This is a genomic window from Janthinobacterium sp. 35 (assembly GCF_002754575.1).
In the GTDB taxonomy this organism is placed as follows: domain Bacteria; phylum Pseudomonadota; class Gammaproteobacteria; order Burkholderiales; family Burkholderiaceae_D; genus Janthinobacterium; species Janthinobacterium tructae.
Window position 1 is genome coordinate 5571114 of sequence record NZ_PEFN01000001.1, and the last position, 14997, is coordinate 5586110.

Genomic DNA, 14997 nt, shown 5'->3' on the forward strand with positions numbered 1-14997 from the left:
CTAGAATTTCAGCAGCGCGGCCGTCATGACCCCGCCGTACAGCAGGAACAGGCTGCCCAGGCAGCCGGCAAAGGCGTAGCGGGCGCGGCGGCGGCGCACCTGCTGCAGCGGCGTCCAGTTCATCGATACCGTGCCCAGCACGTTCAAGCCCGTGGCATCGCGCAGTTCGGCGGGGCTGAGGAAGGTGGGGCGCACCTGGCTGATCAGCAGGGCCGTGGCGGTGCCGGCCACCAGCGCCGCGCCCAGCGCCGCGGAAAACAGCAGCGGACGGTTCGGGCCGACGGGCGCATATTGCACCGTGGGCGGGTCGATGATCTTGAAGGCCATCATCTCGGTGGTGGAACTGAGTTCGCCCGACAGCTTGGCCGCTTCGCGCCGGCCGATCAGCTTTTCATAGTTTTCCTTGTTGATGATGTAGTCGCGGTTCAGTTGCGCCAGCTGCGATTCCACCTCGGGCACGGCATTGCTTTGTGCCAGCAGGCGCTCATTGCGCGCGTTGTATTCCTGCACGCGGGCGCGGATGGCGGCCACCTTGGCGTCCGCGTCCGTCAGCGCCACCTTCAACTGCTGCAGCATGGGGCTGTAGTTCTTGCCCGGGTCGCCGGACGCCGTTTTCAGCTTGCTTTCCTCGATCTTGCGCTCTTCCAGCTGCGCAATGAGGCGCTTCGAGGCGATGATGTCGGGATGCAACTCCGTAAATTGCATGCGCAGGCTGTCCAGATTCTTGTTCAGCGAGGCGATGCGCTCATCGAGTTCCGGGTTGGTGATGGCCGAAGCGTTCGGCTCCAGGTCGAGCACCGGTTCGTCGCCTTCGATCTGGCTCAGGATGGCCTTGCGCGCCTGCTCCGCCTCGACCAGTTCCAGCTTGGCATTGTTCAGGCTATCGGATGACATCAGCAGCTGGCTGCCATAGTCGATGCCCTGGCGCGGCAGCAGCAGGTTGTTGCGGATCTTGAATTCCTTCACCAGGTTTTCCGCCGCGCTCAGCTTGTCCTCGTAGTTCTTGATCTGCTCGTCGATGAATTGCACGGCTTTCTGCGAATCGCCCTTTTTCCCCTGGAAACTGCCTTCGACAAAGATGGTCAGCAGGCTTTGCACCACGTCGCGCACCAGCTTCGGGTCGCGCCCGCTGTAGCTGATGGTGTAAATGTCGTAGGCGCTGGTGCCGCTGATCTTGATGCGGCTCATCAGCTCATCGAGCCGGGCTTCGTGTTCGCGCACGGTCTTCGAATTCAGATCGAGGTCGACCATGCGCATGACGCGCTCCACGTTCGGGCGGCTGAGCAGGGTGCGGCTCATGATGGCCACCTGCTGTTCCGTGTTCGGCACACTGGTCATGCCGGCCAGCAGCGGCTTGAGGATGGTTTGCGTATCGACAAACACGCGCGCCGACGTCTGGAAGTCGTCGGGTAGCGTAATGACCTTGATGAAGCCGACGATTGCCACCAGCCACGCCACCAGCAGCGCATGCCAGCGGTACTTCCAGATGCCTTTCAGGCTGGAAAGCAGTTGCTGTATCAATTGCTCCATGTCGCTTCCTTCAGGTGACGGTGCTGCACGGTCGATGGCTGGGCGGCGCGGACAACGGCGTCTTGCAAGAAATGCTTGCCTGTTGAGTAAGCAAAGTATAGGGCGCCTGTGAAGCAAGATTTCCCAAGATGATTGCTTCTTGATACGCCTCAAGGTTCACTTGCCGGGTTTTAATAATCATAGGAAGTTCGCGGCCCAGGCTGGTTCTGCGGGGCCGGCCATGGACGCGCCATCGACTCGAAGAGGCCCCGCATGAATCCGTTTCGCCGTGCTTTTGTATGCCACACGCTGCTCCTGGCCTGTAGCGCCAGCTTGCTGGGGGGCTGCCGCACACGCTATCCGCTGGCGCCCGCCGACGACAGCGCCCCCATGCACGATTACCTGATCGGCCCGGGCGACTCCGTCAACATCATCGTCTGGCGCAATCCGGAAGTGTCGCTGACGGTGGCCGTGCGGCCCGATGGCAAGATCACCACGCCGCTGGTGGAGGATTTGGCCGCCAGCGGCAAGACCTCGACCCAGCTGGCGCGCGATATCGAGCAAGCCTTGGGCAAGTTTATCCAGCAACCGGTGGTGACGGTCATCGTCACCAATTTCTCGGGCCCGTATGGCGAGCAGATCCGGGTCATCGGCGAGGCGGCCAAGCCGCAGGCGCTGCCGTACCGCCTCGGCATGTCGCTGATGGACGTGCTCATCGCCGTGGGCGGCATCACGGACTTTGCCGCTGGCAACAAGGCCAGCATCATCCGCATGCGCGACGGCAGCCAGCAGCAGCTGGGCGTGCGCCTGGACGACCTGCTCAAGAGCGGCGATATTTCCGCGAATGTCATGATGCGGCCGGGCGACGTGTTGCTGATACCGGAGAGCTTTTTTTAGCAGCGGGCTCGGCAATATCAAAACAGTACTTATATTTGTCAATTTGTACTTGCGGGCAAATTTCAGCGTGTAATTTTGCTATTAAATAGCACTATCTTCTGTTTTTTTTGCCTGACGCGGGAACTTCTCTGCTTTTTATCTTGTCACAAGGCATTGGCTTCAGTCCGTCTCGACGGCTGCCGATGAACGTGAGGACAAGATGAGCTTTCAAGATGAACCTATTATTTCCTTCGACACGCCCGGTACATTCAGTGACCTGGTGGTGGGCGAGGGCCAGATCGACCCGGCGATGGAGCACGAGCTCGACTTGCAGCGCTTTCATATCCGCATGGCCAATTCGCGTGGCCGGCGCGAGGCGGCCAGTTTGCTGATCCGCAAGATGTACGGCTGGCGCGGCTATGCCGTCGATCCCGGCATCGCGCATGCGCTGAATAAAATCACCCTGTTTGCGGAAACGGCAGGCTCGACCGTCGGCACCATGACCCTGTGCCTGGACAATGACGAGACGGGCTTGCCCGCTGATGAAAACTTTCGCGACAAACTCGACGTGCTGCGCGAGGAAGGCCGGCGCCTGTGCGAACCGTCGCGCCTGGCAATCGACAAGGGCGTGAGCAAGCGCGTGTTTGCGGCGCTGATTCATATTTCTTATATCTATGCCCACAATATTCACGGCTTTACGGATTACGTGATCGAAGTCAATCCACGCCATGTGGTGTTTTACAAGCGCATGCTGGGTTTCAAGGATTTTGGCGGCGAGCGAGAGTGCACGCGCGTGGGCGCGCCGGCCGTCTTGCTGCGCCTGGACCTCGACTACATGGGGGCCCAGATCCGCAAATACGGCGGCATGATGGAACAGCATGGGGGTGAACGGTCGTTTTACCCCTTTTTTTTCCCGACATGGGATGAACCAGGCATTACCGACCGCCTCAGGCAGGGGCGCAACTGACTCATTTATTTTTCAGCAAGATCGCCTGCATGTGGCTGCCCGGAATCGCGTAGGTGATGCCGCTGGGCGCGGTGATGGCCGCCTCTTTCAGACCCTTGACATACACCATGTTGACGATGCCATAGACGAGACCTGTCTCGGGATCGAACAGGGGGCTGCCGCTGCTGCCCGGATACGCCGTCGCGTCCAGCTGGAATACCGTGTACGGCGCTTTTTGCAGCTGCGCCAGGCGCCGGGTATCGAGGCGCTGCGCGGTGGCGCTGGGCCTGACCACCGGTGTCAGCGACGATACGGTGGCGCGGTGCGTCACGTGGTGCAGACCCAGCAAGGTACCCAGCGGGAAGCCGGTAAAGGCCATGGCCTGGCCTTCGCGCACCGTGCCCGCGTCGCCCAGCGCCAGGGCCGGCAGGGGTGCGCCCGCCAGGCGCAGCAAGGCCAGGTCGTGCTCCGTGTCCAGCGCCTGGATTTTGGCGGGGCGAAATTGCGCCGCCTCGCCCTGGCCCGTGAGTATGCCGATCACTTCGTTGGGATTGGCATCGAGCAGTTTTTGAATCACATGGGCGCAGGTCAGCACACTCAAGCCGTCGCCCGCCACGAAACCCGTGCCGAGGAAATTCATGGGCGGCGTGCGCGTCGCTTGCAGGCTGCCGACGCCGACGATGGACGGCTTCACGCGCGCAATGACTTGCGCCAGGGCTTGGTCGGCACGGCAGGGCGCGCTGGCCACAGCGAGGATCAGGCCGGACAGCAGGGCAGAGGAGAATGTCAACGGCAGGGCTTTCATGGCGGCGTGCTTTCAGGGGGAGGAGGTGGCGGGGGCTGCAGCAATGCGCACAGCAGCATCAGATAGCACAGCAGGGCGATACGCGGCACGTCGAGCAGGCTGTCGAACAGCCCGACGACGAGAAAACCCAGCAGGGCTGCGGCGCAGGCCAGCGCGCACGGGTTGCCCCCCGTGGCCTGGCGCAGCAGGCGCAGGCCGGCCAGGGAAAGCAGGGCCAGCAGCGTCAGTGCGCCGTACCAGCCCGTTTCCACCAGCACATGCAGCGCCAGGCTCTTGATATGCCACGGCAAGTGATGGTGGTCGCTGCTGAAAAACCAGTAATTGTTGGCCTGCGTAAAGCGCCCGTTGGCGATCAATTCCTCGCCGCCCGGCGCGCGCAGGCTCAGATTGTCGACGTCGATCACGGACGAGGTGGCCGTGCCGCTGGCCGCCAGTTCCAGCTGCACGGGCGGGCGCAGCAGCCAGGCGCCCGCGCCCAGCCATTTGCTGTCGAACGGCACTTCATAGTGCTGCCAGGCCGGCACGGGACTGCCAGGCGGGGGCGCCTGCAGGCGCAGGGGGATAGGCACGCAACCTTGTGCGTACAGCAATTGTCTCTGGCACAGGCGCACCAGCAGCACGGGCATGGGACCGCTTCGGCGCACATCCAGCGCCAGCGTGTAGTGCGTGGCCGGCTGCAGCGGCAGGCGTTGCAGCAGCCGCAGCAGTTCGCCATAGCCGGCGCTGTAGCCGGGACTGGCCAGGCGCACATAGGTGTTGCCGGCATTGCCAGGCTCGCCGCCTTCCTCCGCATAGGCGATGCTGGCCGGCACTTCGCGCCCTGGATTGTGCCAGTAGTACGTGGCGGGAAAGCTGCCCATGCCCATGCCGAACAGCTGATCGCCCCAGTCGGACGGCTGCATCGTCAGCACTTGCCGCCAGTGGCGCAGGCGGCCTTGCAGGTCGAAGGCCGTGGTGGCGAAACGTTCGGTGGCGTAATAGCTGGCCGAGACGGGGATGGCCAGCAGCAGCAGGATGCCGGCCGCGCCCGCGATGCTCAGGCTGGCCCGGTCCAGCCGCCATAGCGGCGCGCGCAAGCGTCCATTGCACAGCATCAGCATGGCCAGCAACACGACCAGCCCAGCCGGCGTCAGGGCGGGAGCACCGGCCCAGTGCCAGCCTATCCAGACGAGATTGCACGCCAGCATGGTCCACGCCATCATCGCCAGGACCAGCCTGGCAGGGCCTTTGCCGGCAGCGCCGCCCGGCCACAGGGTGCCGGGCAGCAGCGCGCCCGCCAGCAGCACGGCGGCCAGCAGGAACAGGAAATACGGGCCTTTCAGCCAGCCGGTAGCCGGCTGGCCGGCCCCTTCCGGCCACCAGCTGGCCAGCAGCCCCTGCAGGCACAGCGCACACAGCAGGCTGGCTGGCGCCAGGCGCCATGGCAAGGGCCGCGCGGCCAGCACGAAGCTGGCCGTGAGCAGGATGACGGCGGCGAGCAAGCCCCGGTAGCCGGCCAGGCTGAACATGTAGACGAGCAGGACGGTGCCCAGGCCGGCCAGCAGCAGCATCAGCAAGGGTTTGCGCATGGGTCGCCGGCCCGTCGGGCGCCGCGCCGCGCCGGGGGCTGTGCGCAAGGTCTGCGGCAAGGTCTGCCACATGGCCAGCAGCACGGCCAGCAGCACCGCCGCCGCCAGGGCCGCGTACAGGCCCCGTGAAAAGGTGGTACATGCCGCGTGCAGGGCCAGTGCCAGCAGCAGCAAGGCCAGCGCCGCTTGCCAGCGGCTGCGCGCGCGCGCCAGCCACAGTGCCGCAAATGGCAGGCTCAGGGCCAGATAGCCGTCCAGCGCGGCGCCGCCCGTGTGCATGGCGGAAAACGGCGCCGTGATGCGATAGTCGCTGGAGAGGTTCGTCAAACCGGGAAACACGGCCCGTTCCCACAGCGCGAACAGCGACACCATGGCCAGCCCGGCCAGCATGCCTGGCAGTGCGTAGCGGCGCAGGGTGGACGGCTCCCCGTCGCGCAGCAGCAGTGGCAGCAGCAGCATGCTCCAGGCCCAGGCCTTGCCCAACCGCAAGCTGTTGTAGGGGCTCAGGTAATTATCCCAGGCATACACATCGAGGGGCGGCAGCGGCAGCACGCCGCGCAGCAGCGCCGCCAGCCAGGCCAGGCTGCACAGCAGCAGGCAGGCGCGGGCGGCGGGCGACAGCTGCGCCGCAGCGCTCCGGGCCGGTTCGCCCAGGCGCCAATAGCCGCAGGCTACCGTGAGCAACAGCAGCACGTCGATTTCTTCGAGGAAGAACCAGCCCGTCCACGGCGCCAGGTCCAGCACGGGCAGCAGGGCGGGCACGCAGAACAGCCAGCAGGCGGGACGCCAGCACAGCAGCAGGAAATAGGCGGGCAGCAGGGCGGCAAACAGCAGGCCGGGCCAACCGTGGCCCAGCGGATAATGGCGCAGGGCCAGCATGCAGGCCGCGCCCGCCAGCAAGGCCAGCAGCCGTGCTGTCAGGCCGGGCAAGGCCGTGTGCGCCAGCATGGCCTAGAGCTGGGTCAGCAAGGCCTGCGCCTCGGCCCGCTGCGGGAACTCCTTGTTGGCGGCAAGCAGCTGTTCCAGTTGCTTGCGCGCCCCCGGCTTGTCGCCCGATTTCGCCAGCGCCGCAGCCAGGTGGTACTGGATTTCGGGCAACTTCGGCGCCAGGCCGGCCGCCTTGCGCAGCAGGATGGTCGCGCGCATGACGTCGCCCTGTTCCAGCACGATCCAGCCCAGGGTGTCGAGCACGATGGGGTTGTCCGGCACCAGCTTGAGCGCCTGCTCGGCGGTCGCCAGCGCGCGCGGATCTTTTTCCTGCTGATACGCCCAGGCCAGGTCGTTCAGCGCCGCCACATTGGCCGTGTCCTTGGCCACGATGTACTGCAGCTGTTCGATGGCCGCGCCGTATTGCTTTGCCGCCAGCTTGGCCCCGGCCAGGTAGCTGCGCACGCCCAGGTCATCGGGCTTGTCCTTCAGCCAGGCCGCCATGCGCGTATCGGCCTCGCGCACCTGGCCCGCGGCCAGCATGGCGCGGTGCAACTGCACCTGCATGGGGCCGATATTGCTGAGCTGAATGGCGTGTTGGTACAGCTTGACGGCTTCCTGCGGCAGTTTCTGCGCCATCAGCACGTCGCCTTCGAGCTTGTAGCCGGCCGCCAGCTTCGGCTGCTGTTCCTGCACCTGGCGCGCCACGGCCAGCGCGTCGCGCTGGCGGTTCAGCGACAGCAGCAGGGTTACTTCGACCACGCGCGCTTCGAGCAGGGTGGGATCGAGCAATTGCGCCCGCTTGGCCGCTTGCAGCGCATTCTGGCGGTCGCCCAGCGCCAGGTGCAGGCTGGCGATGCGCATCTGCAGCGGTGCCGACGTCGTCTGTATGCTGGCCAGCTTGCTGTAGCTGTCGAGCGCCGCCTGCGTCTGGCCGGCGCCGTATTCGACCTGCGCCCGCATGGCCAGCGCATCGGCGTCGTCCGGGTGGCCCGACTGCAGGGTGCGTGCCAGTTCCAGCGCCTTGTCGGGCGCGCCCGTCTGCAGGTAAAAGTTACTCAGCAGCAGGGCCGGCGCGACGGCGTCGGGATTGTCGCGGTGGGCCCGTTCCAGCCAGCGCCGCGCCTCGTCCATCTTGCCTTGCGAGGCGGCCAGCTTGGCCAGCGCCGCGCACAAGTCGGCATTTTTTGGCGCTTTCGCCAGCGCCCGCTCGAAGCGCTGTTTTGCTTGTTCCGGCTTTTTCCCGGCCAGGTCGAGTTGCGCCAGGTTGTTCAGCGCGGGGAGATAGACAGGGTCCATCCCCAGCGCCTGCTCGAAACTGGCGCGCGCGGCGGGGACGTCGCGCAAGGCCATGTAGACGCCGCCTTTCAGGTTCAGCAGCAGTGGATTCGTGCCTTTCTGCTGCTGTTCCAGCATCTTGACGGTGGCCAGGGCCTTGTCATTCTGTTTGTTGCGCAGCAAGGTCAGCACCAGCATGGTGCCCACCTGCGGCGTGCTCTTGTCGAGCATGCTGGCGCGTTCCAGTTCGTCGATGGCACGGCTGTTCTCGCCCATGCCCAGGCGGCTGATGCCCAGCGCCGCATGCAGCCTGGCCGTGTCCGGCGCCAGGGTATTGGCCTTTTCGAAATACGCCGTGGCCTTGTCGTAGCGGCGCGCGCGCAAATGCGCCTCGCCCGCCAGCGACAGCAGTTCCACGTCGTCGGGAAAGGTGGCCAGTACGGGCAGCAGCAGGTCGAGGGCGGCATCGGTCTTGCCGCGCATCAGTTCGATCGACGCCATCATCTTGAGCGCGTACAGATGTTTGGGATAGACGGCCAGGAAGCGCTGCAGATAGTTTTCCGCCAGTTGCGGCGAGCCCAGCTTCAGTTGCACGGCGCCGGCCAGCAGGATGGACGGCATATGCTCGGGTGCCGCCTTGAGCACCAGTTGCAACGATTGCAGGGCCGCCTTGTTCTTGCCCTGGCGGAAATCGAGCAGCGCCTGGGCCTGCAGCAAGCCCAGGCTGTTGGGTGCCGTCTTGCGCGCCGTGGCCAGCTGGGCCGCCGCTTCCAGGTAGCGGTTTTCCAGGATATCGAGGTTGGCCAGGTCGATATGCGCCTGGGTATTGTCCGGCTTGAGCTTGAGGATCTGCATGTAGGCGAGGCGCGCCGCACCGTTCTTGCCTTGCAGGCGCTGCAGGTCGCCCTGCAGCCGCAAGGCGTCGAGGTTGGCGGGCGCGCTTTTCAGCGCCTGGGCCAGCAGCAGCTCGGCCGCCGGCACCTGCTGCTCCAGCGCCGCCAGCCGCGCCAGGCCCAGCAGGGCCTCGACCTGGCCGGGATGGGCTTCGAGCAGGCGCGCAAACACGGCGCGCGCCTCGTCCTGGCGACCCAGGGCCAGCAAGGCATCGCCGCGCAGGGCCAGCAGGCTGGCGGGCTGCGCCGTGTCATCGGCGATCTCGGCCAGTACCTTGTCGAACTGGCCCAGCATCAGCCAGGCCTTGCCCAGCAATGGCATCACTTGCTGCGCCGCCGTGCCCAGCGACTTTGCCCTGCGCAATTCTTTCTCGGCCGACAGTGCTTCGCCCGTGTCGATATAGATACTGCCCAGCAGCAAGCGCGCCGCCGCATTGTCCGGCTCCTTTTGCAGCAGGTTCTTCAACTGGATGATGGCGGCGCGCGCCTCGCCCTTCTGGCGGTACTGCTGCGCCTCGGCCAGCAGCGATGCGCTGCTCTGCGTGCCGTGGCACCCAGCCAGCAAGGGCAGCAGCAGGGTGCAGCACAGCGCGGCGGCCGGCAAGCCGGGGAAAGGGCGGGGCAGGGTACGGGCCATGGAAGTCTCCGGTAGCGGCGTGCATGAAGGATGGGCATGGCCTAGCTTAAAAAGATGGGCGCCGCTCTCCTTGATTGCGCTCAACAAGCCGCCGATTGTCCGCGCGCTTGCTTGGCGCCGCTTCGTGTTCCTTGTTCCTGCTCAAGAATGGCCGGGCCGGCGACCGTAGAATTTCCCCGACGGCGATACTCAGGCCGCAACCATTGGGAGCACATGCATATGGACAGCAAGGTGGATGGCAATGTGAATCACAAAGCGGGCGTGGTGGCGGTGATGGGGCTAGGTTATGTCGGCTTGCAGCTGGCCGTAGCGTTCGGCATGCGCCAGCGCACCATCGGCATTGACTTGTCGGCACGCAAGGTCGAAAGTTACCGCAACCATGTCGACCCCACGGGCGAAGTAAGTACGGAACAGCTGCGCGCGGCGCAGTGGCTGAGCGTGGGCTGCGATCCGGCCGAGCTGCAACTGGCCGATTTCATCGTCGTGGCCGTGCCCACGCCCGTCGACAGCGCGCACAATCCCGATTTTTCCGCCCTGGCCTGCGCCAGCGCGGCCGTCGGCCGCCATATGCGGCGCGGCGCCACCGTCATCTACGAGTCCACCGTGTACCCGGGCGCCACCGAGGAAATCTGCATCCCCATTCTCGAGCTGCATTCTGGCCTGCGCTGGAAGGAAGATTTTCATGTGGGCTTTTCACCCGAGCGCATCAACCCCGGCGACAAGGACCACACCCTGCACAGCATCCGCAAGGTGGTCTCGGGCGACGACGCGGCCACCCTGGACAAGGTGGCCGCCCTGTACGAAGGCGTGGTCGCGGCCGGCGTGCACCGGGCCTCGAGCATCAAGGTGGCAGAAGCGGCCAAGGTCATCGAAAACACGCAGCGCGACCTGAATATCGCGCTGATGAACGAACTGGCCATTATCTTTGACCGCATCGGCATCGATACCCTGGAAGTGCTGCAGGCGGCGGGCACAAAATGGAATTTCCTGCCATTCCGTCCCGGCCTGGTGGGCGGCCACTGCATCGGCGTCGACCCGTATTATTTGACGCACAAGGCGGAAATGCTGGGCTACCATCCGCATGTGATCCTGGCCGGGCGCCGCATCAACGACGGCATGGCCAAATTCGTGGCGGAAAAGACCATCAAGGAAATGGTGCGCGCCGGTTTCAAATTGAAGGGTTCGCACATTAACGTGCTGGGACTGACCTTCAAGGAAAATTGCCCTGACTTGCGCAACTCGAAAGTGGTCGACATGATCCACGAACTGCAATCGTACGGTGTGCAAGTGCATGTGCACGACCCCGTCGCCGATGGCCGCGAAGCGCTGGAAGAGTATGGTTTGACCCTGGAAAGCTGGGACCAGCTGCCGCGGGCCGAGGCCATCATCAGCGCCGTCTCGCACCAGGCCTTGCTGGCCCGTCCGCTGGCCGACTTCCAGGCCAAGGTGCTGGAAAACGGCTGCTTCATCGACATCAAGTCGCATTTCGACCCCCGTCCGCTGGCGGACGGCGGCCTGCACGTGTGGCGGCTGTGATGGCGGCCGACGCTTTCGATGCCGCAGCAGACACGGCGCAGGAGTCAGACGGTGGCGTGGCGGGCCCGGCTGCCGGCGCTTACGCGCAAGCGTGTGCGCAACTGGCCAGCGAACCGCGCCGCTGGCTGGTGACGGGCGTGGCCGGTTTCATCGGCTCGCACCTGCTGGAAACCTTGCTGCAACTGGGCCAGGAAGTGCGCGGCCTGGACAATTTTTTGACGGGCCACCGGCATAACCTGGAGCAGGTGCGCGCCAGCGTGGGCGAAGCGGCATGGCGGCGTTTCACCTTCATCGAAGGCGATATCCGCGATCCGCAGGCGTGCGCGCGCGCGTGCGGCGCGCCAGCGCCGGCCGCCGGCAGTGGCGACGGTACGGCAGATGGTGGCGGCGGCAGCTTGAGCGAGCACGGCCGTGCCGATCCAGGCGGCCCCGTCGCCGTCGATTTTGTGCTGCATCAGGCGGCGCTCGGTTCCGTCTCGCGTTCGCTGGAAGACCCGCTGTTGTGCCATGCCGTCAATGTCAGCGGTTTCCTGAACATGCTGGCCGCCGCGCGCGAGGCGGGCGTGCAGCGCTTCGTGTATGCCGCGTCGAGCGCCACCTATGGCGACCATCCGGCCTTGCCGAAAGTGGAAGAGCACATCGGCGCGCCCCTGTCGCCGTATGCCTTGAGTAAATATGTCAATGAATTGTACGCGCAGGTGTACGCGCGCTGCTACGCAACACAGACGGTGGGGCTGCGCTATTTCAATGTCTTCGGCCCCAGGCAAGACCCGCTGGGCGCCTACGCGGCCGTGATTCCCTGCTGGATCGCTGCCATGCTGGACGGCCAGGCCGTGCACATCCATGGCGACGGCGCCACCAGCCGCGATTTCTGCTTTGTGCACAATGCCGTGCAAGCCAATATCCTGGCCGCCACCGGCACCGACCCGGCAGCCGTCAACCAGGTCTACAACGTCGCCGTCAACGCCCGCACCAGTCTGACCCAATTGCACGCCAGCATGCAGCAGATGTTGCTGGCCGCCCTGCCGCAGCACGTGCCGCAGGCACCCGAATATGGCGAATTTCGCGCCGGCGACGTGCGCCATTCGCAGGCGGACATCGCCAAGGCGACCCGCTTGCTCGGCTATGTGCCCACGCACGATCTGGCGCAAGGCTTGCGGCACACCATCGCCTGGTATGTGGCGCAGGCGGGCCTGGCGTGAGGTACGAGCTGGCCGCACCTGACGTATGCGCGCTGGCGGCCCGCATTGTGGCCCGCTTGCTATATGTCCAATACAATGCCACACCCGCGCGATTGCCAGACCCTTAGTGTTGCACGGGCGTAGCTGCCGGTGCTGCCGGTGTTGCCGGCTTGGGCGGTTCGGGCACGCCGTCGCTCTTGCTGTGCAGGGTACGGGGTGTGCCGCGAAAATCGGCCGTATGCAGGGTGACGGGGCGGCGCCAGATGCGGGCGATATACGCCAGCACCTGTTCCGCCCGCTCCAGGTCGAGGCCGCGCCCATCGCGCTGGTGATCGTGGCGCAGCACCAGGCTGCCGTCGTCGTTAAGCAGGGTGACGGCGATGCACGGCACGCCATAATTGTATTTTGGCGCCAGGATGGCTTCGCGGATGGCCCGCAAGTCGCGGCTGGCCAGGCGCGTTTCGCCGTCGCGGCGGCTTTCATGCACGAACAGGCCCAGACGGTCAGCCAGTTCCCCGTCCAGATAGTTGCGGATGAAACTGCAGTCATCGTCGTCGCGGCAAATCTGGCGCGCCCGCGCCAGTCCTTCGCGCTCGATGATGTGTTCCCACATGCAAAAGCCCAGGTGATAGGGATTGACGGCCAGCGCCTGCTGGTGCTCGCCCGCGTAAGGGCGCACCACGTCCGAATGCGACTTGATGGCGGACAGATACAATGCGGGCGGCAGGAAGTCGGCCTCGCGCAGCAGCCGCGCATGCCAGTACGAGGCCCAGCCTTCGTTCATGATCTGGCAGGCGTACACGGGATAGAAGTAAAACGACTCTTCGCGCACGGCCAAAAAAATGTCGCGTTCCCAGTCGGCCAGCTCCGGCCCATGCTGTGCGATGAACCATAATAAATCGTACTCGGCTTGCGGCGGCAGGAGCGGGCGCTGCGTCACGCGTGCCCGTGCCGCCTCGCGCGCCGCCAGCGTGGCGGCCTCACCGGGCAAGCGCCGGTAGCGCCGGTCAAACGGGGCGTCTGCCGCGGCTTGGTCTGGCGTGCCCGCGACGCCGGCTGGCCCCGATGCCGCGGCATAGGGTGGGCGGTGCAGCTCGGCATGGATGTCCACATGCTGTTCCAGCGCCAGTGCCGCGTCGAGCACGGCTTCCACCTGCTCTTGCCCGTGCCGTTGCAGCGCTATTTCCAGACGCTGCGCCCGCGCCGCGCTTTGTTGCAGGATGTGCTGGCCCGCCATGGCACCGAAGCGCAGGAACAGGGCATTGCGGCTGGCAAAGTCGGCGTGACCGAGCACATGCGCCGTGACGAGGGTGTTTTCGGCCACGGAATTGTGCTCTGCCATGTAGGCATGGCAAGGGTCGCCGGGAAACATGACCTCGAAAATGTGCGAATTGCCCATCTTCTGATGCACGAGCTGGTGGATGTAGCGCACGCCGAACGACCAGTGGCGCATGCGCACGGGCAAGCCATAGATGGCGATCTCGTTCATGAAATTGTCCGGCACCAGTTCGAACTCGACGGGAGCAAATGCCAGGCCCAGCTCGCGCGCCAGTGCTTCGATGCGCGCCGCGTAGCCGTCCAGGCCCATGGTGTCGACGCTGTCGGCCTTGTCGGCCTGGTCTGGCGCACCGCCGTGGTTCCGCGCGTCAGGCCGCGTCATGATGCTGCCTCCGTGTCGGCCGCTTCGTGCTGGAAAAAGGTGCGGATGGCCGCCCACACATCGTCAGGCTTGCTGAGGATGCTGCTGTGCAAGGGCAAGCCCTGCCGTTCCTGCTCGGCGCACAGGCTGTGCATTTCCGTTTCCAGGCTGCGCGGCACGCCGGGCAAGGTTTCCACATAGCCCATGTAGTTGAGCAAGGCGGCCAGGTCGCGCAAGGCCAGGCTGGCGGCCGCCCGGTCTTCGCTGAAATTTTCGCCATCGGAGGCATAGAACAGATAGGCGTTATAGCGTCCCGGCGCGTAGTGTTCCTGCAGCAGTTCGCGGCTCAGGCGAAAGGCGGTGGACGCCATGGTGCCACCCATGCCATTGACCTGGAAGAATTCGGCTTCGGAAAATTCCCAGGCGCGCGTCGTATGGGCGATGAAGCGCGTTTCCACGCGCGCATACCTGCGCCGCAAGCCCTGCAAGGCAAAGAAAAAGAAGGACTTGGCCAACTTGCGCTCGGCTTGCGCCATGCTGGCCGACACGTCCAGCACGAAAAACACGACGGCATTCGTGCTGGGCCGGGGCTGTGCCAGCACCTGGCGGTAACGCAAGTCATCATTGGTGAAGGGCACGGGCTGCGCTTGCAGGGCGCGCCGCTTGATCGCTTCCTTGACGGTGCGGCGCCGGTCCAGGCGCGAGCGGGCGCCATGCCGGTCCAGGCCGCTGCGTACCAGCCGCACGTCGTCGATCGCGCCCAGGTGGCGCGGCTTCAGGTGCGGCAGTTCGAAGGCGTCCCATAGCCAGTCGAGGATGTCGTCGATGGGAAACTCCAGCAGCAGGCGCACCGCCCCCTCGCCATCGCCGCCTGGCGCACCGGCCTCGCCTGTGGCGGCAGGGCGCGCCGCGCGCAGGAGATCGCCGGGCTGGCCGTCACCCTGGCCCGCGCCCACGCTGTTGCGCGCGGGTGCCAGGCGAAAATGCGCATGTTCGAGCAGGCGCATGGGCACTTGCACGGTGCGCTGCTGCGGTCCGCCGATCAGGTCAGGCGTGGCGATCAGCTCGGGCAAGTGCGCCTGCACGGCATCGCGTACTTTCTGGTTGTGGCGCAGCCAGTCGCGCGCGCCGCGCGAGAACAAGCCGTACCAGGGCTGGGCCAGGGCAGGGGCGGTGGAAACTGGCGAAGTCGTGGCGGACAT

General features: G+C 65.4%; 10 protein-coding genes. 4 read left to right on the forward strand and 6 right to left on the reverse strand.

All coding sequences use genetic code 11. The annotated features are described in order from the left end of the window. The gene (locus CLU93_RS24815) at window positions 1-1530 is read right to left on the reverse strand and encodes an XrtA system polysaccharide chain length determinant (protein WP_099763769.1); all 1530 of its coding nucleotides are present in this window, start codon (window positions 1528-1530) and stop codon (window positions 1-3) included. Between the two features lie 252 nt (window positions 1531-1782). Between CLU93_RS24815 and CLU93_RS24820 the strand changes: the two genes are divergently transcribed. Together CLU93_RS24820 and CLU93_RS24825 are read left to right on the forward strand one after the other, a co-directional pair. Continuing rightward, window positions 1783-2406, forward strand: a complete 624-nt coding sequence (locus tag CLU93_RS24820; RefSeq protein WP_099763770.1) for an XrtA/PEP-CTERM system exopolysaccharide export protein — start codon at window positions 1783-1785, stop codon at window positions 2404-2406. 199 nt (window positions 2407-2605) lie between these two features. Continuing rightward, on the forward strand, window positions 2606-3352 hold the full coding sequence (locus CLU93_RS24825) for an N-acyl amino acid synthase FeeM domain-containing protein (RefSeq protein WP_096235454.1): 747 nt from the start codon (window positions 2606-2608) through the stop codon (window positions 3350-3352). 1 nt (window position 3353) lies between these two features. Here the strand turns inward: CLU93_RS24825 and CLU93_RS24830 are convergent, their stop codons facing one another. The 3 genes from CLU93_RS24830 to prsT are packed head-to-tail and all read right to left on the reverse strand — an operon-like array spanning window position 3354 to window position 9439. Next, on the reverse strand, window positions 3354-4136 hold the full coding sequence (locus CLU93_RS24830) for a S1 family peptidase (protein ID WP_099763771.1): 783 nt from the start codon (window positions 4134-4136) through the stop codon (window positions 3354-3356). After that, window positions 4133-6652: a hypothetical protein gene (locus CLU93_RS24835; protein WP_099763772.1), complete on the reverse strand. Its 2520-nt coding sequence runs from the start codon at window positions 6650-6652 to the stop codon at window positions 4133-4135. Before CLU93_RS24835 ends, CLU93_RS24830 begins: the two co-directional genes overlap by 4 nt. A 3-nt stretch (window positions 6653-6655) precedes the next feature. Then, the gene (prsT, locus tag CLU93_RS24840) at window positions 6656-9439 is read right to left on the reverse strand and encodes an XrtA/PEP-CTERM system TPR-repeat protein PrsT (RefSeq protein ID WP_099763773.1); all 2784 of its coding nucleotides are present in this window, start codon (window positions 9437-9439) and stop codon (window positions 6656-6658) included. 213 nt (window positions 9440-9652) lie between these two features. On the opposite strand from prsT, the gene CLU93_RS24845 reads away from it, so the two are divergent. Further along, window positions 9653-10975 carry a nucleotide sugar dehydrogenase gene (locus CLU93_RS24845; protein WP_257225083.1) on the forward strand — a complete coding sequence of 441 codons (1323 nt, stop codon included), beginning with the start codon at window positions 9653-9655 and terminating at the stop codon, window positions 10973-10975. Then, window positions 10975-12177 (forward strand): SDR family oxidoreductase, encoded by a 1203-nt coding sequence (locus CLU93_RS24850; protein WP_099763774.1) that lies wholly within the window; start codon window positions 10975-10977, stop codon window positions 12175-12177. The genes CLU93_RS24845 and CLU93_RS24850 overlap by 1 nt, the downstream gene beginning before the upstream one ends. Window positions 12178-12280: 103 nt before the next feature. Here the strand turns inward: CLU93_RS24850 and CLU93_RS24855 are convergent, their stop codons facing one another. Next, entirely contained in the window at window positions 12281-13816 is a 1536-nt protein-coding gene (locus tag CLU93_RS24855) for a SpoVR family protein (RefSeq protein WP_257225084.1), read from the reverse strand. Then, window positions 13813-14997, reverse strand: a complete 1185-nt coding sequence (locus tag CLU93_RS24860; protein ID WP_099763775.1) for a DUF444 family protein — start codon at window positions 14995-14997, stop codon at window positions 13813-13815. Before CLU93_RS24860 ends, CLU93_RS24855 begins: the two co-directional genes overlap by 4 nt.

What these genes read in the sequence shown, in the direction of transcription:
- CLU93_RS24815 (WP_099763769.1), bottom strand. Translation starts at nt 1,530, where the DNA reads ATGGAGCAATTGATACAGCAACTGCTTTCCAGCCTGAAAGGCATCTGG.
- CLU93_RS24820 (WP_099763770.1), top strand. Translation starts at nt 1,783, where the DNA reads ATGAATCCGTTTCGCCGTGCTTTTGTATGCCACACGCTGCTCCTGGCC.
- CLU93_RS24825 (WP_096235454.1), top strand. Translation starts at nt 2,606, where the DNA reads ATGAGCTTTCAAGATGAACCTATTATTTCCTTCGACACGCCCGGTACA.
- CLU93_RS24830 (WP_099763771.1), bottom strand. Translation starts at nt 4,136, where the DNA reads ATGAAAGCCCTGCCGTTGACATTCTCCTCTGCCCTGCTGTCCGGCCTG.
- CLU93_RS24835 (WP_099763772.1), bottom strand. Translation starts at nt 6,652, where the DNA reads ATGCTGGCGCACACGGCCTTGCCCGGCCTGACAGCACGGCTGCTGGCC.
- prsT (WP_099763773.1), bottom strand. Translation starts at nt 9,439, where the DNA reads ATGGCCCGTACCCTGCCCCGCCCTTTCCCCGGCTTGCCGGCCGCCGCG.
- CLU93_RS24845 (WP_257225083.1), top strand. Translation starts at nt 9,653, where the DNA reads ATGCATATGGACAGCAAGGTGGATGGCAATGTGAATCACAAAGCGGGC.
- CLU93_RS24850 (WP_099763774.1), top strand. Translation starts at nt 10,975, where the DNA reads ATGGCGGCCGACGCTTTCGATGCCGCAGCAGACACGGCGCAGGAGTCA.
- CLU93_RS24855 (WP_257225084.1), bottom strand. Translation starts at nt 13,816, where the DNA reads ATGACGCGGCCTGACGCGCGGAACCACGGCGGTGCGCCAGACCAGGCC.
- CLU93_RS24860 (WP_099763775.1), bottom strand. Translation starts at nt 14,997, where the DNA reads ATGTCCGCCACGACTTCGCCAGTTTCCACCGCCCCTGCCCTGGCCCAG.